We start from the raw sequence: 18,119 nt of genomic DNA, 5'->3' as shown, positions 1-18,119 counted from the left end.
CGACCGCTTCGATTGTCGATGAACTCGGATTTCATGGCGTCCGACTCGACGATGAGTACGCTCCATGACCGTGCACACGGTCGGGGAACTCTTGCGGCAGTGGCGGCAGCGCCGGGGACTCAGCCAACTGGATCTCGCGATCGCTGCGGATGTCTCGGCTCGTCACGTCAGTCTGGTCGAGACCGGTAAGTCCAAGCCGAGCTCCGACATGATCCTTCGACTCGCGGATCAGCTCCACGTGCCGCTGCGGGATCGCAACCGGCTGCTGCTCGCCGGTGGCTTCGCACCTCGGTACGCCGAGAGTCCGCTGGACCACGACGCACTGTCAGCCGTCCACGACGCTGTCCGGAGGGTGCTCCGCGCCCACGAGCCCTACCCGGCGGTGGTCTTCGATCGCCGGTGGAACATCGTGACGACCAACCGCGCTGTCGACCCGTTCTTCGCACAGGTGGCTCCTGACCTGCTGCGGCCGCCGGTCAACCTGGTACGGCTGGGACTGGACCCGCGCGGGCTCGCGCGCATGGTCGTCAACCTGGCCGACGTGCGCGCGGTGTTCCGCGCCCGGATCTCACGCCAGCTCGCCACTGCCCCCGACCCCGAGCTGACCGCGCTCTACGAAGAACTGTTGGCGCCCGAACCGCAGAACACGTCGAGTCAACGGGTCGAACCGGACGTCGTGATACCGATGATCCTTCGCGTCGGCGGACGAGAGTTGCGGCTGTTCTCGACCATCACCACATTCGGCACCCCGATGGACATCACGATCGACGAAATCGCGATCGAGTCCTACTACCCGGCCGGCGCGGAGAGTGCCGCCTACTTCACGACGTAGCGTTCCGTCAGCCGCTGTCGAGTCGCGGGCGCTCACCCCGCGTACCGGTCGGATCGCTCCGAGGTGCGCTGTCCCTGGCGGCGGGGCAATCCGCGGGGAATGATCGGGGTACACCGCGGGCTGCCCGCAGCAGTCCACGGCGCCGCAGAAGGGCGGTCACGCCGATGACTCCGACGCAGCTACGGGCCTACGTCGCTGTCGTCCGGCTGGGATCGGTCAAGCAGGCCGCCGCGCAACTGGAGGTCTCCGAGCCGGCGGTCTCGCTGTTGATCGGGCAGCTGCGCAAGGAGTTCGGAGATCAGCTGTTCACGCGGACGGCGGCAGGGCTGGCCTTCACCCCCGGCGGGCTGCGGCTCGCCAGCCGCGCGGCCGAGATGCTGGGGCTGCAGGACCGTACGGTCCTGGAGGTCAGTTCGGCGGCACACGGCCGCCGGATGCTGCGGGTCGCCGCGTCCAGCGAGTTCGCCGAGTTCGCCGCGCCGAGACTGATCGAGCTGTTCGCCAGACGCGCCGCCGACCTCGACATCGAGCTGAGCGTCTGCGACCCCGGCTCCTTCGAGTCGCTGCTGCTGACCCGGGCCGCGGACATCGCGATGGGGCCGCTGCCGCCGGTGGCCGAACCGGCGATCTCCTGCCGGCCCATGATGAACTACCGGCTCGTGACGGTCGTCGGCCCGGATCATCCGCTGGCCGGTGTGCCGGCGTCACCGGGACAGTTGCGCGACCAGACCTGGCTGCTCGGGCCTTCGGCCACCAACGCCCTGGGCGCTGTCCCGGCGATGCTGCGCCGGCTCGGTGTGCCCGAGGAGCGGCAGCAGATCTTCCAGAGCCACGCTGCAGCGCTGGGTGAGGCCCAGCGCGGCCGGGGGATCGCGCCGGCGCTGTCGTTCACCGTCGCGCCGGACGTCCGTGGCGGCCAACTGGTGGCGTTGTCAGGGGCGCACGCGACGGCCGAGGCGACATGGCATTCGCTGGTGCTCGTCACCCCCGGCACTCCGTCCGCGGCAGCCGAGCTGTGCCGCTTCGCGTCGACGCCCCGGGCGATTCAGGCGATGATGCGCGGCGTGGGCGTCGCGGTCAACCGTTTCCGGCCCTCGGTGCACGTGACGCTCTGGAGCTGATCGGCGGCGTCCAGCAGGTCCCGGAACGTCGCGGCCGGCAGGAGCCGGTCACAGTAGGGCAGGGCCGCGGCCATGCCCGCCACCAGGGGAGCGAAGCCGGGGGCGCCGGCCCTGGGGTTCAGCCAGACCACCCGGTGGGCACGGCGGCTCAGCCGCGCCATCACGGCGGAGAGCTCGGCCGGCGGGTCGCTGTCCCAGCCGTCCGAGCCGATCAGCACCACCGCACCGCGAACCGCCTCGCCGTGCGGGGAGGCGAGCAGCGCCCGCAGGTTCGTCGCGATGCGCGTACCCCCGAACCGGTCGGTCACGGCGGCGCTGGCGTGCGCGATCGCCGCGGACGCCGACGTGTGCCGCAGCGCGACGGTGAGCCGGGTGAGCGTCGTGGCGAAGGCGAACACCTCCGCGTCGGCGGCCACCGCGAAGGCCCGCAGCAGGTGCAGGTACGCGTGGGCCTGGGCGCGCATCGACTCGCTGACGTCGCACAGCAGCACGACCCGGCGCGGCCGGCGTACCGGTCGCTCGCGGACGACCTCGACGGGCTCCCACGCGGTGCGACGGGCGCGGGCGATCGTCGGACGCAGTGCGACCCGGCGCCCGGCCGGGCCCACGGCGTGCCGCCTGGTGCGCCGGGACGGCCAGCGGGCGACGGCCTCGCGCAGGGCCTCGCCGAGCAGTTCGAGCTGGGCGCCGTCGAGATCCTCGAACGGCCGGTCGGCGAGCCCGGCGAGGGCGCTGGGCCGTCGTTCGGGCAGCCGCAGTCCGGCATCGGAGGGCTCCGCCTCGGCGACGGGCGCCGGCAACGTCGCCCACGGCAGCCCGCCACCGTCGCCGGTGTCGTCGGTGTCGGCGGGCACCGGCAGGTGCACGTCGTCACGGGCGCCCGGCGGGGCCGCGGACCGGGTGAGCGGCAGCGGCGGCGCGTCGACGAAGACAGCGGCGAAGACGCGGTCGAAGGCGGCGAGGTCGGCGTGCCGCCGCACGAAGCTGATCCGGGCGGCCCAGTAGAGCGCGGTCGTCTCCCCGGGTGTGCACACGCCGAGCGCCCGGACGAAGTCGCCGGCCTCGGTGAGCCCGGCAGGTACGCCGGCCCGCCGCAACCGGCCGGCGAACGCCGTCGCGAACGCCGCTCGGTCGACGCCGCGCAGCAGACCGTCGCTCACCGGCGTGCGACCCACCAGGCGATCATCGCGCCGACGACGACGATCCCGACGAGGACCGGCACGAGGCGCTTGACGACGGCACCACCGGCGACGTCGAGCAGGTCCAGCGTCTCCGGTTCGGCGGCGGTGCCGGCATCCGGTCGACCCGTGGAGGGCGACGCGGCCACCGGGGTGCCGGCCACTGTGGACTCGGGCAATGTGGCGGACGAGGGCGAGGCGGTGTTCGGCGCTGCCGCCTCGGCCGCGAGGGTGCGAGCCGCGGAGGCGCCGGGGCCGGTCGCGGCGGCGACTGCGGGTGCGGGCCCGGATGCGTCAGGCGCGGTGGCCTCGTGCGGGTCACCGGCCGTGCTGTCGCCGGTCTCCTCGGCCGCCAGCCTCGCCTCGAGGTTGGCGACGAACTGGGCGAGCAGCTTGCCCGACACCTCCTTGATCATGCCGCTGCCGCACTGGGCCAACCGCCCCGAGATCTTCAGATCGGTGTCCACGCTGACGACGGTGCGCCGACCGTCCGGCCGCAGTTGGGCGGTGACCAGGGCGGACGCGTTCGCAGCCGACCGCCGGTCGCGGCCCTTCGCGTCGATCACTCCCCGATAGCGACTGTCGTCCTTCTCGACGAAGCGTGCGGTGCCGGCGAACTCGGAGACGACCGGACCGACCTTGACCTTCACCGTGCCCTGGTGGACGTCGCCGTCGACGCCGGTCAGCCGGGCGCCCGGCAGGCACGGTGCGATGCCCTCCAGGTCGGTGAGGATCGCCCACGCCCGCGCGATCGGGATGTCGACTGTGAACTCGTTGGTGATCTTCATGCCGGCCTCTCCTGGTGTGCGCCGAGCGCGGCGGCGACGGCGGCGCGGTCGTCGGGGGTCTTGGCGATGGTGCCGATGGTCCGGACGACGTCGTCGGCGCAGAGGTCGGCGGCGCCGAGCACTGACAGCGCGGCGACCCAGTCGATGGCCTCGGCCATGCCGGGTGCCTTGTCCAGGCCGAGGGCGCGTACGTCGCCGACGAAGGCGGTCGCCGTGCGGATCAGCCCTTCGGTGGCGCCCGGCACGGCCCGCCGGACGATCTCGGTGGCGCGGCCCGGCTCCGGGAAGTCGATCCAGTGGTACAGGCAGCGGCGGCGCAGCGCGTCGTGCAGGTCGCGGCTGCGGTTGGAGGTGAGCACCACGACCGGAGGCGTGGTCGCGGTGAACGTACCCAGCTCGGGGATGGTGATCCCGGACTCGCCGAGGAACTCGAACAGCAGCGCCTCGAACTCGTCGTCGGCCCGGTCGATCTCGTCTATCAGCAGCACCGGCGGGACCGGTCCCGGGTGGCGTACCGCCCGCAGGATCGGCCGTTCCTGCAGGAACTCCGCGGCGAACAGGTCGGCGTCGGTGAGCGAGGCGTGCCGGGCCTCGGCCAGCCGGATGGCGAGCAACTGCCGCTGGTAGTTCCACTCGTACAGCGCCTCGCCGGGGGTCAGGCCCTCGTAGCACTGCAGCCGGATCAGTGTCGTGTCCAGCGCCCGCGCCAGCGCCTTCGCCGCCGCGGTCTTGCCGACGCCGGGCTCACCTTCGAGCAGCAGCGGCTTGCCCAGCTCCAGCGCGAGGAAGACGGCCATCGCCATGCCGTCGTCGGCCAGGTAGTCGACGGCGTCCAGCCGGCGCCGCACGGCCTGCGGATCCTTCACCGCGCCTCGCCCGAGAGCAGCCGCCGGTAGTCCGCTCGGGTGTCCACGTCGATCGGCACCGGCCCGTCCACCGGCACCTCCGTGACCGGGTGCCGGCCGGAGTGCAGCAGCTTCCACACCGCCTTGTCGCCGTGCAGGACACGCAGCTCCGGCAGGACGTCACGGGCGAACCAGAACGGGTGCCCCAGGCCGTCGGTGTACCGGCACACCGCGAGCGGGGTGGTCGCCGCCGCGACCCGGCGTACGTCGGCGGCCCGTACGCCGGGCTGGTCGCCGAGCAGGAGCACGAGCCCGTCGGCGCGCGGGTCCACCACCTGCGTCGCGGCGCGGATCGACGATCCGCAACCAGTGCTGAACTCGGCGTTCTCGACGACCTGGACCCCGGTCAGGTCCACCCGCTCGCGGACCAGGTCGGCGGCGCCGCCGAGGGTCACCAGCAACTGGTCGAAGGCGCACGAGCGGGCCAGGTCGAGGGTGGCGTCGAGCAGCGTCCGCCCCCGGTACGGCAGCAGTTGCTTGGCCTCGCCGAGGCGCACCGACGCCCCGGCGGCCAGAACCAGGCCGGTCACGAACACGGCTACGCCGCCACGTGCCGGTCGCGGCAGCCGGGGCAGCAGAACCAGTGGTCGGTGCCGTCGATCCGCACGTGCGGGGTGTCCGGCCCGACCAGGACGGTCATCCCGCACACCGGGTCGACTGCCTGCTGGGGGAGCGCCGCGGATGGCGCGGGGGAGGAGGCGGCGAGGCCGTCCACCCGGAGCGCCCGCACCACCTCGGCCATGATCGACAGCGCGATCTCCTGCGGTGAGCGCGCCCCGATCTCCAGTCCGGCCGGGGTCCGGACCCGGGCACGCTCCGCGTCGGACAGCGCCAGTTCGTCGAGCACCGCCGCCCCGCGCTTCCGGCTGGCGACCAGCGCGACGTGCCCCACCCCGGCGTCCAGCGCGGCGCGGACGGCGTCCTGTTCGCCCTTGCCGAGGCCGGCCACCACGACCGCCGTCGCGCCGGAGAAGTCACCGGACGTGGCCACCTCGAAGTCGAGGAAGGCAGCCAGGGTGGCCACCGCCGCGCTGATCGGTGTGTCACCCACCAGACCCAGCACGGGTACGGGCAGCACCGGGCGCAGGAAGATCTCCAGCGCCCCGCCCGAGTGGCACGGGTTGACCACGACCCGTGCCCCCGGCGTGTCGGGGAAGGCGGGCGCGCCGTCCGGCAGGACCCGCAGCAGCAGCGCGTTGCCGTCCCGGAGCGCGTCCAGGGCGGCTGTCCGCACCGAGTTCTCGGCGCACATCCCGCCGACGAAACCCTCGATGGTGCCGTCCGGCAGGATCACGGCGTCGTCGCCGGGCCGGGCCGACGTCGGGTCCTGCGCCCGGACCACTGTGGCGTGCACGAACGGCGCGCGCGAGACGGTCAGATCATGCGTACGGCGGGCGATCGTCGTCATGGCCACCTCCCCTAGATCGGCGGGCGGGCGTTGCCGCGCATCGCGTCCCAGACGCGCGACGGCGTCAGCGGCATGTCGGCATGCCGTACGCCGAAGGGTTCGAGGGCGTCGACGACCGCGTTGACGATGGCGGGCGGGGAGCCGACGGTGGCCGACTCGCCCACGCCCTTCGCGCCGATCGGGTGGTGCGGGGACGGGGTGACTGTGAAGCCGGTCTCCCAGTCGGGCACCTCCAGCGCGGTGGGAATCAGGTAGTCCATGAGCGACGCGCCGAGGCAGTTGCCGTCCTCGTCGAACGCGATCATCTCCATCAGGGCCATGCCGACTCCGTCGGCCAGCCCGCCGTGCACCTGACCCTCGATGATCATCGGGTTGATGCGGGTGCCGCAGTCGTCGACGGCGATGAACCGCCGCACCTTGACCTGCGCGGTGCCGGGGTCGATGTCCACCACGCAGATGTACGCCCCGTGCGGATACGTCAGGTTCGACGGGTTGTAGCAGATCTGCGCCTCCAACCCGCCCTCGACGCCCTCGGGCAGGTCGCCGGCGCCGTGCGCCCGCATCGCGATGTCCTGGATGGTCACGCTCTTGCCCGGGTCGCCCTTGACCCGGAAGGAACCCTTCTCCCACTCCAGGTCGGCGACCGAGACCTCCAGCATGCCGGAGGCGATGATCTTGGCCTTGTCGCGGACCTTGCGGGCGACCAGGGCCGCCGCGGCGCCGGAGACGGGGGTGGACCGGCTGCCGTACGTGCCGAGACCGAACGGCGTGTTGTCGGTGTCGCCGTGCACCACGTCGATGTCGTCCGGCGGGATGCCGATCTCCTCGGCGACGATCTGCGCGAACGTCGTCTCGTGTCCCTGGCCCTGGGACTGCACGCTGAGCCGGACCACGGCCTTGCCGGTCGGGTGCACGCGCAGCTCACAGCCGTCGGCCATGCCCAGGCCGAGGATGTCCATGTTCTTGCGCGGGCCGGCGCCGACGGCCTCGGTGAAGAACGCGATGCCGATGCCCATCAACTCGCCCCGGGCCCGCTTCTCCTGCTGCTCGCGCCGCAGGTCGGCGTAGCCGGCCATCTCCATCGCGAGGCGCATGGTCGGCTCGTAGTCGCCGGAGTCGTACACCCAGCCGGTCTTCGTCGTGTACGGGAACTGCTCCGGGCGGATGAAGTTCTTCAGCCGCAGTTCCGCCGGGTCCATGCCCAGCTCGTCGGCGAGGCAGTCGACGATCCGCTCGACGAGGTAGACGGCCTCGGTGATGCGGAACGAACAGGCGTACGCCACACCGCCCGGCGCCTTGTTGGTGAAGACCGCCGTCATCTTGCAGTACGCGGCCTCGATGTCGTAGCTGCCGGTGAAGACCCCGAAGAAGCCGGCCGGGTACTTCACCGGCGCGGCGGTGCCGTTGAACGCGCCGTGGTCGGCGAGGACGTCGGTGCGGATGGCCAGGATCCGGCCGTCACGGGTCGCCGCGATCTCACCACGCATGATGTAGTCGCGGGCGAAGCCGGTGCTGATCAGGTTCTCGAAGCGGTCCTCCATCCACTTCACCGGCTTGCCGGTGACGATCGACGCGACGATCGCGCAGACGTACCCCGGATAGATCGGCACCTTGTTGCCGAAGCCGCCGCCGATGTCCGGCGAGATCACCTGGATCTTGTGCTCGGGGATTCCCGCCACCAGGGCGTAGAGGGTGCGGTGCGCGTGCGGCGCCTGCGTGGTGGACCAGAGGCGCAGCTTGCCGTCGACCGCGTCGAAGTCGGCGAGCGCCCCGCACGTCTCCATCGGCGCCGGGTGCACCCGCGGATAGACCAGATCCTGGGTGACCACGACGTCCGCCCGGGCGAACACGGCCGCGGTGGCCGCCTCGTCACCGGTCTCCCAGTCGAAGCAGTGGTTGTCGGTCTTGCCTTCGAGATCGTCGCGGATCACCGGGGCGCCCGGTTCGAGCGCGCGGCGGGCGTCGACGACCGGATCGAGGACGTCGTACTCGACGTCGATCAGCTCCAGCGCGTCCCGCGCCGCGTACTTGTCCTCGGCGACGACGAACGCCACCTCCTGGCCCTGGAAGCGCACCTTGTCGGTGGCGAGCACGGCCTGCACGTCGTTGGAGAGCGTCGGCATCCAGGCCAGCCCCTGCTCGGCCAGCATCGCCCCGGTCACGACCGCCTTGACGCCGGGTGAGGCCTCGGCGGCGCTCGTGTCGATGCTCAGGATCCGCGCGTGGGCCACCGGCGAGCGGAGGATGGCCAGGTGCAGCATGCCGGGCAGCCGGACGTCGTCGACGAACCGGCCCCGGCCGCGGACGAACCGCGGATCCTCCTTCCGCAGCATGCGGCCGTATCCCACCGGCTTCTGGTCGTTGTCGTGGAAGGTGTCCACGCGCTCGTGCACAGTCGTCATACGACGCTCCCGGCGGGCCGGCCGGCGTTGTCGATCTCGCCGGCTTCGCGTGATTCGGTGGTCTCGGTGACCGCGGCGGCGGCGTTGGCCTCGTGTACGGCGGCCCAGCGCACCGAACGCACGATGGTGGCGTAGCCCGTACAGCGGCAGATCTGACCGGAGATCGCCTCGCGGATCTCCGCCTCGGTCGGGTCCGGGTTGCGGTCGAGCAGTGCGCGGGCGGTCATCATCATGCCGGGGGTGCAGAAGCCGCACTGCAGGCCGTGGCACTGGATGAAGCCCTGCTGGACCGGGTCGAGCTCCGCGCCCTTCGCCAGGCCCTCGACGGTACGCACCCGGTGTCCGCCGGCCATCGCGGCCAGCACGGTGCACGACTTCACCGGTTCGCCGTCGAGCCACACGACGCAGGTGCCGCAGTTGCTGGTGTCGCAGCCCGCGTGCGTGCCGGTCAGGCCCAGCACGTCGCGCAGGAAGTGCACCAGCAGCAGGCGACCCTCGATCTCCCGGGTGACCTCGACGTCGTTGACGGTCATGGTGACCTGCATGCTCAGCTCCTCGCCCGTTGCACGGCCCGGCGCAGGGTCCGTCTGGTCAGCTCGTCGGCCAGGTGCCGCTTGTAGTCCGCGCTGCCCCGCTGGTCGGTGACCGGATCGCAGCTGCGCGCGGCGATCGCACCGGCCTGCTCGAAGAGGCTCTCGCTGGGCTCCTGCCCGCGCAGCGCCGCGGAGATCTCCGGAATACCGGTGGTGTTCGGACCAACAGCGGCCAGCCCGACCCGGGCGTCGGAGATCACGTCGCCGTCGAGCCAGACCGCCGCACCGGCCGAGACCACCGCCCAGTCCCCGGCCCGGCGCTCCACCTTCTCGTAGGCGCTGCCGCAGCCGGGCCGCACCGGCAGCCGGATCTCGACCAGGATCTCCCCGTCGCCGACGGCCGTCTCGTACGGCCCGACGTGGAACTCCTCCATGGACACCACCCGTTCGGCGCCGCCCGGCCCACGGATCACGCAGCTCGCGTCCAGGGCGGTGCAGACCGCGGACAGGTCCTCCGACGGGTCCGCCTGGCACAGCGAGCCGCCCAGCGTGCCCCGGTTGCGCACCACGGGATCGGCGATCACCCGTTCGGCGTCGGCGAAGATCGGAAAGGCCGCCGTCAGGGTGGCGGACTCGAGCAGTTCCCGGTGCCGGGTCAGCGCACCGATGCGTAGCTCGTCCGGACCCGCCTCGATGTAGCCGAGCTCGTCGTGGAGATCGTTGATGTCGATGAGATAGTCGAAACTGGCCAGCCGCAGCTTCATCATCGGCAGCAGGCTGTGCCCGCCGGCGATCAGCCGGGACGTGCCGCCCAGCCGTTCCATCAGGCTGATGGCGTGGTCCACACTGGTTGCTCGTTCGTACTCGAACGGGGCCGGCACCTGCATATCGCACCTCCGGAAGTCGTCAATGTGGTGCCGGTGCCCGCGGAAGTCAACGCCGACCTAAGCAAGTCCTTAGGTCGGCGTTGACGGTGCCGCTGCTGCTCACGGATCGTGCGGCAATGCGAGACATCGTCGACGGCTTGACCGCGTGGCGTGCCGCCGGCGTCCGGTTCGCCGTCGCGACAGTCGTGCGGACCTGGAGGTCGGCGCCCAGACCGCCGGGCGCGGCCATGGCGGTCTGCGCCGACGGCGAGGTCGTCGGCAGCATCTCGGGAGGGTGCGTCGAGGGCGCGGTGTACGAGCTCTGCCAGGAGGCCATACGCACCGGCCAGGCACGCACCGAGACCTACGGTGTCGGCGACGACGACGCCTTCGCGGTGGGCCTGACCTGCGGTGGCACCATCGAGGTCCTGGTGCAGCCGGACGTCGTGCTGACCGAGCCCGACGCGGTGCTCGCCGCGATCCGCGCGGGCGAGCCGGTGGCGACGGCGTCGGCCGGGACAGCCCAGCTGGTGGTCTGGCCCGACCGGGTGGCCGGCACTCTCGGCGACGCCGACCTGGACCGTGCGGTGGCGCAGCAGGCCGAGGGCATGCTCGCCCTCGGCACCACCGGAGCCGTCCGACTCGGTACGCGCGGGCAGCAGCGGCACGACGAGGTGTCCGTCTTCGTCCAGTCGTACCTGCCGCCACCACGGATGATCGTGTTCGGCGCGATCGACTTCGCGGTCGCGGTGGCCCGGATCGGCCGTTTCCTCGGCTATCACGTCACGGTGTGCGACGCCCGTCCGGTGTTCGCCACCCGCAAGCGCTTCCCCGACGCCGACGCCCTCGTCGTCCAGTGGCCGCACACGTACCTGGAGTCGACGACAGTCGACGAGCGGACGGTGCTCTGCGTCCTCACCCACGACCCGAAGTTCGACGTCCCGCTGCTCCAGGTCGCCCTGCGCACCCCGGCCCGCTACATCGGCGCGATGGGCAGCCGCCGCACCCACGCCGATCGGTTGCGCCGCCTGCGCGAGGCGGGCGTGGACGAGGCCGCCCTCGCCCGGCTCTCCTCGCCGATCGGGCTCGACCTGGGGGCGCGGACGCCGGAGGAGACCGCCGTGGCGATCGCCGCCGAGTTCGTCGCCCTGGCCGCGGGAGGCTCCGGCCGGCGGCTGACGGACCTCGACACCCCGATCCACCACCGCTGACCGGCCGGCAGCGTACTCGTCACCCCCGGCTCAGGCCGAGCGCCTCGTCCACCCGGTCCAGCATCGTCACGTCGTCGTGGCCGACGCCGCGCAGCAGGTCGATGGCGGTCGCCCGGATCTGCCCGACGATCATGGTGACCGGCAGCGGCGGATCGGTCCGGAGCAGGCCGGCGGCGATCCGTACCGCCTCCAGGGCCGCCGTGTCGGCCTGCTGCGCGTGCCGGTCGGCGTCGGCGCCGGTGAGGTCGTGGGCCATGGCCTCACCGGCCGACCGTACGGCGTAGGTCAGCGCGCCGATCGCGGCGGCCAGCTCCGGCGGGGTGGCGGTGTGCCGGCGGGTCAGGGTCACGCCGGCTCGGGCCAGCACGCGGATGTTGCGGGCGGCGTAGTCGAGCTGCCGCAGCGTGGCCTCCACCTCGACGAGCTTGCCCAGGTGCCGGCGGCGCAGTCCCAGCCGCAGCGTCTCCCCGGTGGCGAGCACGGCGGCCTGCATCTCGGCGACGCAGTCGTCCACCTGCCGCGCCCGGTCCAGCGCGGCGCGGGCGGCGTCCTCGTCGCAGCCGCGCAGGGCCGCGTTGACCTGGTCGAGCAGGTCGGCCAGATCGGTGTAGCTGCGGCGGGCCTGGGCCACCAGTGGCGCCAGCGGGTCACGGGCGGCCATCAGTTGACTGGCGCCCAGTGCCACCACGCCGCCGATGAGCGCGTCGACGAAGCGGAACGGCATCAGCGTCCCGTTCGGCGCGGAGACCACCACCAGGTACATGGCCGAGACGCTGGCCTGCACGACCAGGGCCCGGCGGGCCCCGATCACCACGAGCGTCGTGGTGGTCAGCAGCAGCACCAGCAGAACCGTCTCGGTGCCCGGGCCCAACGCGTACACCAGCAGCTCCGCGACGAGGACGGCGGCTGCCACGGCGAGCAGGATCTCGACGGTCTGCCGCAGCCGTCGACCACGGGACTCGCCGAGCACGACGAGCGCGGCCGTCGGTGCGAAGAACGGGTCCGGGTGACGGATCACCACCGCCGCCACGATCCAGGCGACCACAGCGGCGGCGGTCAGCTCGACCACCGTCATCCCGTCGCCGCGCAGCCGCGCGACGGCGTCGCGTAACCAGGTCCGCACCGGTGGTGCCCCTCTCGCCGGGCGGACCCGGACCGGCCGCCGCTTGATCTTCGCGAGGAGGGCCACTACCCCGGCCGTGACCTGCTCAACCGTTCGGGTGGCCGGCGACGGACCCGGGGCACGCCCGGCGGTTGGTCGCGGTCGGCCTGGCCGCCCTGCCGGGTTCGGGCCGTCAGCGCTTGGCGACGGTGAGCAGCACCGCGGAGTCTTCGAGCGCCTCCAGCGTGTGCCGGCGTTCCGGCACGATCAGCAGGTCGCCGGCTGAGCCGTCCCAGGATGTCTCGCCGGCGCCGAGCCGCACCCGGCCGCGCAGGACGTGCACGGTGGCCTCGCCGGGGTTCTCGTGTTCGCTGAGCATCTGCCCGGCGGTCAGCGCGATCAGCGTCTGTCGGAGCCTGTGCTCGTGACCGCCGTAGACGGTGGAGCTGCTGCGGCCGCTGGAGGAGGTGTGCGCGCGCTCCAGCTGCTCGCGGGCCAGCGCGGTCAGGGATGACTTCTGCATCAGGTGTCCCGTCCTCTCGTCGTACCGCTTCTCCCGAGCCGCCCAACCGGCTCAGGTCGACTCTGGCATACCGACGAGGGCTTCCGGCTAGACGGTCGGCACCACCATCGGGGCGCCGGTGACCGGGTTCGGCATCACCACGCTGGGCAGGCCGAAGACCTCCCGCATCAGGTCGGCGTCCACCACGTCGGCCGGCGGCCCCTGCGCGACGATCCGGCCGGCCTTCATCGCCACGATGTGATCGGCGAACCGGCACGCCTGGTTGATGTCGTGCAGCACCGCGACGACAGTGCGTCCCTCGTCGCGCAGCTTGGCGAACAGCGCCAGCAGCTCGTACTGGTGCGTGATGTCCAGGAACGTGGTGGGCTCGTCCAGCAGCAGGTACGGCGTCTCCTGCGCCAGCACCATGGCGATCCAGACCCGTTGCCGCTGCCCGCCGGAGAGTTCCTCCACGGGCCGCTCGGCCAGGTCGGTGACGCCGGCAACCGCCATCGCCGACCGGACGGCCTCCTCGTCGGCGGCGGTGCCGGTGCCGAGCAGGGACTGGTGCGGGTAGCGGCCCCGGGCGACGAGCCGCCGGACGACGATGTTCTCCGGCGCGACGAGGCCCTGGGGCAGGAAGCCGACCTGGCGGGCGAACGGCTTCGGCCGGTGCTCGGCGACGTCCCGGCCGTCGAGGCGTACCGTGCCCGACGCCGGTGTGAGCAACCGGACGAACGCCTTCAGCAGCGTCGACTTCCCGCAGGCGTTGGGGCCGACGATCGCCGTGAACGCGCCGTCCGGCACGGCCAGGCTCACCCGCGTCGACACCACCCGATCGCCGTAGCCGAGCGTGACGTCCTCCGAGGTCAGGCGGCTGGTCACCGTCGTTTCACCTCCATGCCGAGCAGCCAGATGAGATAGCAGCCGCCGATCGCCGTGGTGACCACGCCGACCGGCAGCGCGACCGGCGCGAGCAGCAGTTGCGCGACGAGGTCCGCGGCGAGCAGCAGCACCGCGCCGGTCAGCGCCGCCGGCACCAGTGGGACACCCGCGGCCCGCGCGAGCCGCCGACCGATCTGGGGCGCGGCGAGCGCGATGAACACGACCGGCCCGGCCACCGCTGTCACTGTCGCGGTACAGCCGACGCCGGCCAGGACCAGCAGCAGGCGGAGCCGGCCCAGGCGTACGCCTGTGGTGCGCGCGATCTCGTCGCCCAGCGCCGCCTGGTGCATGGCGTGCGAGATCACGGCGAGCAGGAGGACGAACAGGCCGATGACGGCGAACGGGAGCCGCACCTCGGCCCAGTCGACGCCGTTGAGTGAACCGGCGTTCCAGCCGGTCGCGGCGAGCGCCACGTCGATCTCGGCCCGCAGCACGATCCAGGAGTTGAGCGCGGTCAGCATCGCGTTGACGGCGATGCCGATGACGACCAGCCGGACGCCGCTGAGCCCGGAGTCCAGCGACAGCAGGTAGATGAGCGCGGCGGCGAGCAGCCCGCCCGCCACCGACCCGGCCGCGAGTTGCCCGGCGGTGCCGTTCAGCACGGTGATCGCGACAAGCGCGCCGGTGTACGCGCCCGCGTCGAGGCCGATCACGTCGGGGCTGCCCAGCGCGTTGCGGGTCAGGTTCTGGAAGACCGCTCCGGCCAGGCCCAGCGCGGCGCCGAAGACCAGCGCGGCGGCCACCCGGGGGAGCCGCCACTCCCGGATCACGAAGGCCGAGTCGCCGCCCTGGAACAGGGCGTCGAACACCTCCGCCGGTGTCGCCCACTCCGGTCCGTGGCTCAGCGTCAGCAGCGCGAGGGCCGCCGCGGCCGTGAGCAGCCCGGCCGAGGCGACGGCCGAGCGCCGTTCGACCTCGACCGCGAGGCGTCCCGCCCGCAGCCTCACCGTGCTCACAGCGCCGCCGCCCCGTAGCGGCGGACCGCCCAGATCAGCACCGGAGCGCCCAGGAACGCGGTGACGATCGACACCGGGACCTCGCCAGTGGGCAGCAGGACCCGCGAGCCGACGTCCGCGACGAGCAGCAGGATCGGCCCGAGCAGCATCGCGTACGCCATGATCCACGGGATCGAGTCGACTGCGAGCCGCCGCGCCAGGTGCGGAACCATCAGCCCGACGAACGCGATCGGGCCGGCGACCGCGGTGGCGACGCCGGTGAGCAGCGTGACGAGCACCAGGACGGTGACCCGGGTCCGGGTCACGTGCGCGCCGAGCGAGTGGGCGACGTCCTCGCCGAGGGCGAGCGCGTTCAACGGCCGGGTCGCGACCATCGCGGCGGCCAGGGCGGCGACTGTCACCAGCACCGGCAGCACCAGCGGCGTCCGCTCGGCGCCGGCCAGCGCCCCGACCGACCAGAACCGGTACCTGTCGAAGACGTCCGGGAAGCCCAGCCGCAGCCCGAGCGAGACGCCCATCAGCACCCAGCTCAGCGCGACTCCGGCGAGGACCAGCCGCAGCGGTGAGGTCCGCCCGACGGCGTAGACGGCGACGGCGGCGAGCGCGGAGCCGGCCACCGCGAGCACGAGCTGCCCGGCCTGCGACCCGGCGACGCCCGCCAGCACGCCCAGGTTGATGGCGAAGCCGGCCCCGGCTGTCACGCCGAGGATGCCCGGCTCGGCCAGCGGGTTGCGGGTGAGCGTCTGGATCAGCACCCCGGCGGCGCCGAGGGCGGCGCCGACGCAGACGCCGAGGATCGTGCGGGGCAGCCGGATGTCGCGTACGACGAGATGGTCCGTCGTGGCCGCGAAGTCGGTCAGCGCCCGCCACACCTCGGCCGGCGCGACCGGCCGCGCGCCCACGGCCATGCTCGCACCCGCCGCGACGACGAGCAGCGCGGCGGACACGAGCAGGAACGCCGCCCGGCGGGACAGGTCAGTCTTCAAGCCCGGCGACTCCGCGCTTCCAGTACCCGGTGATCAGTGAGTCGAGGCGGCCGGCGCTCCAGGCGCGCAACGGCCTGATGTCGTTCGCCTCCCCGGCCGCGAAGAGGAACGCCCGCCCGGCCGGCAGACGCAGCGACCCCACCTGCTGCGCGAGCGTGGACCCGGTGGCCGCGCGCACCAGCCACGTCACCGCCACGCCGTCGCGGTGCGCGAGCGGGTAGTCCCGTTCGGCCGGGTCGTCGACCTCGGCGACCACGTGCGCCGACACGTCGGCCGGGGACTCCTCCAGCCACCTGGCGACGGCCGGCAGAGCGGTGGCGTCGACGGCGAAGACGTAGTGGTCGTAGCTGTGCGGGAACGCCTTCGCGCCGGGCGGGCCCGCGATCGTCACCCCGTCGCCCACCGCCGCCGCGTCCGCCCACGCCGAGGCGACACCGCCGTCGTGCAGCACGAAGTCCAGGTCGATCTCGCAGGCGGCGGGATCGTAGCGGCGCACCGTGTACTTGCGGGTGGTCGGCAGCGGGCGGGGCCAGTCGAGCATGCCCCGCCCGTCCGGGACGGGATCGCGCCGGGTGCCGTCCGGATCCGGGAAGACGAGCTTGACGTGGTCGTCCGCCTGGTAGGTGTGGAAACCGGCGAGGGCCGGGCCGCCGAGCGTCAGCCGCACCATGCGCGGGGTCAGCCGCCGCCGGGCGACGACCCGGACCTCGCGTACGTCGATCGGGTAGCCGATCCGGACCGTGCCACTGCCCGCGCGGTGGTGGGCGGCGACCCGGCCGGCCGGGTCGTGACGGTCGACTGTCATCGGGCCAGCAGCGGCGCGAATGCCTTGTCGACGGAGTCGAGCGTCCGGAGGGCCGACTCGTACGTCGCCGCCTCCGTGTACTGCAACCCGAACACCCGGCCGGCCTTGACCGCGGGCAGGTTCTTCCACAGCGCGGAGTCGAGCACCTGCTTCACCGCCTCGGCGGGGGTGCCGTCGGGCTGCAACGTGTACGTGATGGCGTCGGCCTCGCCGAGGCTCGTGGGCAGTTCCTCGATCGCCGGGTACTCGGTGACGTCGAGCCCGCCGCCGCCCTTCTCCTTGACCTCGCCGTAGTAGGTCACGCCCGCGTCCTGGGCGATGTTCGTGCCCCACGAGCCGGCGAACTCGCGGTGGAAGGTGCCCTTGGCGATCTCGCCGTAGCTGCCGACGTGCCCGAACTTCAGGCCCGCGAGGGCGGCGCCGTACTTGTCCTTCAGCTCCGCGGCCCTCTTCTCGTACGCCTCCTTGGCCGCCTCGAAGTTCGCGCCGCGACCGGCGGCGTCGGACTGCCGGCGGGACAGCTCGCGCCACGCGGCGGGCGTGGTGGGGCCGATCGCGACGACCGGCGCGATGCTCTCCAGCCGCTTCATGTCGATGCTGCCGAGAGCCGGCTTCGGCACCCCGATCACGATGAGGTCCGGCTTGGCGGCGGCGACGGCCTCGTAGTTGGTCTCGGCAGCGGCCTCGCCGGCGACCTTCGGCAGCCGTTCGTAGGTGGCCCGGTCCTGCTCGGTCATCAGCGCCAGGCCGCGCTTCCAGCTGGAGATCCCCACCAGTGCGGCGTCCGCCTCGATCAGGACCGGCACGGCGTAGCCGGTGGCGACGACCCGCTTGGGGTCGACCGGGATCGTGATCTCGCCGTTGTCGGCGGCGAAGACGCGGGTCGCGGCGTCGCCGGACTTCGCGGCGGAGTCGCCGCCGTCGGATCCGCAACCGGTGACCACGGCGAGCGTCACCGCGGCGGCGGCGATCACGCGCCAGTGCTGTCGTACGGACATCTGCCAGTTCCTTCGGGTTCTCAACACAGAGGTGCAGCCCCGCTGGGCTGCAGAGCTTAGGCTAGCCTTACTTCTGTGGGCGGAATGTCGCCGAGAGGTCAACCGATGTCGGGGAGAGGTCAGAGCGTGATGGTCACCGGCCCGATCACGGCGGATCCGGTCAGCTGCGAGGAGTTCGGCTACGGCCTGGGTCGCCCCGACGGCATCCTCCTCCTGCGCTACCGGTCGGTGACCCGGCTGGCGTTCGCCGAGAACCGGGAGGACTTCCTGCACCAGTTCTACTGGTCACCCGACGGTCTGCTCTCCGCCCGCCACGGTCCGCACACGACCTTCCTCGGGCCGGACGAGGTCTTCTGGGTGCACCGGGCCGTCACCCACGAGGTGCACGCGGCGGACCGGCAGACGGTCTACCGGATCTGCCTGCGCGAGGTGCCCGACGCCCTCGACGGGCTGGGGGCCGGCGTCGCCACCATCGACGCCGAGGCCGTTCGGCTCGTGCTCACGCTCGCCACCGCCGGCTACGACGAACGCGACGCCCCCGCCGCCCGCAGCCGCGTCATGGCCGGGCTCGCCCCCCGGCC

19 protein-coding genes are annotated in these 18,119 nt (G+C 72.7%); 4 read left to right on the top strand and 15 right to left on the bottom strand.

Annotated features, from left to right (window positions below; translation table 11 throughout):
• Positions 1-64: 64 nt before the first annotated feature.
• Both EAD96_RS04150 and EAD96_RS04145 read left to right on the top strand, forming a co-directional pair.
• Positions 65-832, top strand: a complete 768-nt coding sequence (locus EAD96_RS04150; protein ID WP_199733060.1) for a helix-turn-helix domain-containing protein — start codon at positions 65-67, stop codon at positions 830-832.
• 164 nt (positions 833-996) lie between these two features.
• Complete coding sequence (locus EAD96_RS04145) at positions 997-1,953, top strand: LysR family transcriptional regulator (RefSeq protein ID WP_121683331.1); 957 nt, start codon at positions 997-999, stop codon at positions 1,951-1,953.
• Here the strand turns inward: EAD96_RS04145 and EAD96_RS04140 are convergent.
• Genes EAD96_RS04140 through EAD96_RS04105 form a run of 8 tightly spaced genes read right to left on the bottom strand, consistent with a single transcriptional unit; the run spans position 1,878 to position 10,054 of the window.
• On the bottom strand, positions 1,878-3,128 hold the full coding sequence (locus EAD96_RS04140) for a VWA domain-containing protein (RefSeq protein ID WP_233585425.1): 1,251 nt from the start codon (positions 3,126-3,128) through the stop codon (positions 1,878-1,880). The two genes, EAD96_RS04145 and EAD96_RS04140, sit on opposite strands and share 76 nt — an antisense overlap.
• Entirely contained in the window at positions 3,110-3,919 is an 810-nt protein-coding gene (locus EAD96_RS04135; RefSeq protein WP_121683330.1) for an SRPBCC family protein, read from the bottom strand. The genes EAD96_RS04140 and EAD96_RS04135 overlap by 19 nt, the downstream gene beginning before the upstream one ends.
• A complete protein-coding gene (locus tag EAD96_RS04130) occupies positions 3,916-4,785 on the bottom strand; it encodes a MoxR family ATPase (protein WP_121683329.1) in 870 nt (289 codons plus the stop codon). The genes EAD96_RS04135 and EAD96_RS04130 overlap by 4 nt, the downstream gene beginning before the upstream one ends.
• Entirely contained in the window at positions 4,782-5,354 is a 573-nt protein-coding gene (locus tag EAD96_RS04125; RefSeq protein WP_233585423.1) for an NTP transferase domain-containing protein, read from the bottom strand. The genes EAD96_RS04130 and EAD96_RS04125 overlap by 4 nt, the downstream gene beginning before the upstream one ends.
• 8 nt (positions 5,355-5,362) lie before the next feature.
• Positions 5,363-6,232 (bottom strand): XdhC family protein, encoded by an 870-nt coding sequence (locus EAD96_RS04120; protein ID WP_121683327.1) that lies wholly within the window; start codon positions 6,230-6,232, stop codon positions 5,363-5,365.
• An 11-nt stretch (positions 6,233-6,243) separates the two neighbouring features.
• Complete coding sequence (locus EAD96_RS04115) at positions 6,244-8,634, bottom strand: aerobic carbon-monoxide dehydrogenase large subunit (RefSeq protein WP_121683326.1); 2,391 nt, start codon at positions 8,632-8,634, stop codon at positions 6,244-6,246.
• Complete coding sequence (locus EAD96_RS04110; protein ID WP_121683325.1) at positions 8,631-9,179, bottom strand: (2Fe-2S)-binding protein; 549 nt, start codon at positions 9,177-9,179, stop codon at positions 8,631-8,633. Before EAD96_RS04110 ends, EAD96_RS04115 begins: the two co-directional genes overlap by 4 nt.
• A 2-nt stretch (positions 9,180-9,181) precedes the next feature.
• Positions 9,182-10,054 (bottom strand): xanthine dehydrogenase family protein subunit M, encoded by an 873-nt coding sequence (locus tag EAD96_RS04105; protein ID WP_121683324.1) that lies wholly within the window; start codon positions 10,052-10,054, stop codon positions 9,182-9,184.
• Positions 10,055-10,170: 116 nt separating this feature from the next.
• Here EAD96_RS04105 and EAD96_RS04100 point away from each other — a divergent pair, with 116 nt between their 5' ends.
• Positions 10,171-11,244 carry an XdhC family protein gene (locus EAD96_RS04100; RefSeq protein ID WP_121683323.1) on the top strand — a complete coding sequence of 358 codons (1,074 nt, stop codon included), beginning with the start codon at positions 10,171-10,173 and terminating at the stop codon, positions 11,242-11,244.
• A gap of 19 nt (positions 11,245-11,263) precedes the next feature.
• On the opposite strand, the gene EAD96_RS04095 is transcribed toward EAD96_RS04100, so the two are convergent.
• The 7 genes from EAD96_RS04095 to EAD96_RS04065 form a co-directional block, all read right to left on the bottom strand.
• On the bottom strand, positions 11,264-12,367 hold the full coding sequence (locus EAD96_RS04095; protein WP_121683385.1) for an FUSC family protein: 1,104 nt from the start codon (positions 12,365-12,367) through the stop codon (positions 11,264-11,266).
• Positions 12,368-12,539: 172 nt separating this feature from the next.
• Complete coding sequence (locus EAD96_RS04090; protein ID WP_121683322.1) at positions 12,540-12,869, bottom strand: cupin domain-containing protein; 330 nt, start codon at positions 12,867-12,869, stop codon at positions 12,540-12,542.
• Positions 12,870-12,956: 87 nt separating this feature from the next.
• Positions 12,957-13,733 (bottom strand): ABC transporter ATP-binding protein, encoded by a 777-nt coding sequence (locus EAD96_RS04085; protein ID WP_121683321.1) that lies wholly within the window; start codon positions 13,731-13,733, stop codon positions 12,957-12,959.
• A complete protein-coding gene (locus EAD96_RS04080; protein WP_120570858.1) occupies positions 13,730-14,749 on the bottom strand; it encodes an iron chelate uptake ABC transporter family permease subunit in 1,020 nt (339 codons plus the stop codon). The genes EAD96_RS04085 and EAD96_RS04080 overlap by 4 nt, the downstream gene beginning before the upstream one ends.
• Positions 14,746-15,735, bottom strand: coding sequence for an iron ABC transporter permease (locus tag EAD96_RS04075; RefSeq protein WP_233585420.1), 990 nt, complete (start codon positions 15,733-15,735; stop codon positions 14,746-14,748). Before EAD96_RS04075 ends, EAD96_RS04080 begins: the two co-directional genes overlap by 4 nt.
• The gene (locus EAD96_RS04070) at positions 15,725-16,540 is read right to left on the bottom strand and encodes a siderophore-interacting protein (RefSeq protein WP_120570857.1); all 816 of its coding nucleotides are present in this window, start codon (positions 16,538-16,540) and stop codon (positions 15,725-15,727) included. Before EAD96_RS04070 ends, EAD96_RS04075 begins: the two co-directional genes overlap by 11 nt.
• Positions 16,537-17,538 (bottom strand): ABC transporter substrate-binding protein, encoded by a 1,002-nt coding sequence (locus EAD96_RS04065; RefSeq protein WP_120570856.1) that lies wholly within the window; start codon positions 17,536-17,538, stop codon positions 16,537-16,539. Before EAD96_RS04065 ends, EAD96_RS04070 begins: the two co-directional genes overlap by 4 nt.
• 105 nt (positions 17,539-17,643) lie before the next feature.
• Between EAD96_RS04065 and EAD96_RS04060 the strand changes: the two genes are divergently transcribed.
• Positions 17,644-18,119, top strand: a 476-nt coding sequence (locus EAD96_RS04060; protein WP_199733059.1) for a hypothetical protein, incomplete at its 3' end; no start/stop codon positions are given.

Origin of the sequence: Micromonospora sp. BL1 (assembly GCF_003667485.1) — a bacterium.
Taxonomy (GTDB): domain Bacteria; phylum Actinomycetota; class Actinomycetes; order Mycobacteriales; family Micromonosporaceae; genus Micromonospora; species Micromonospora tulbaghiae.
Note: the sequence above shows the minus strand (reverse complement) of the source record. Positions and strands in the feature narration are given on the sequence as shown.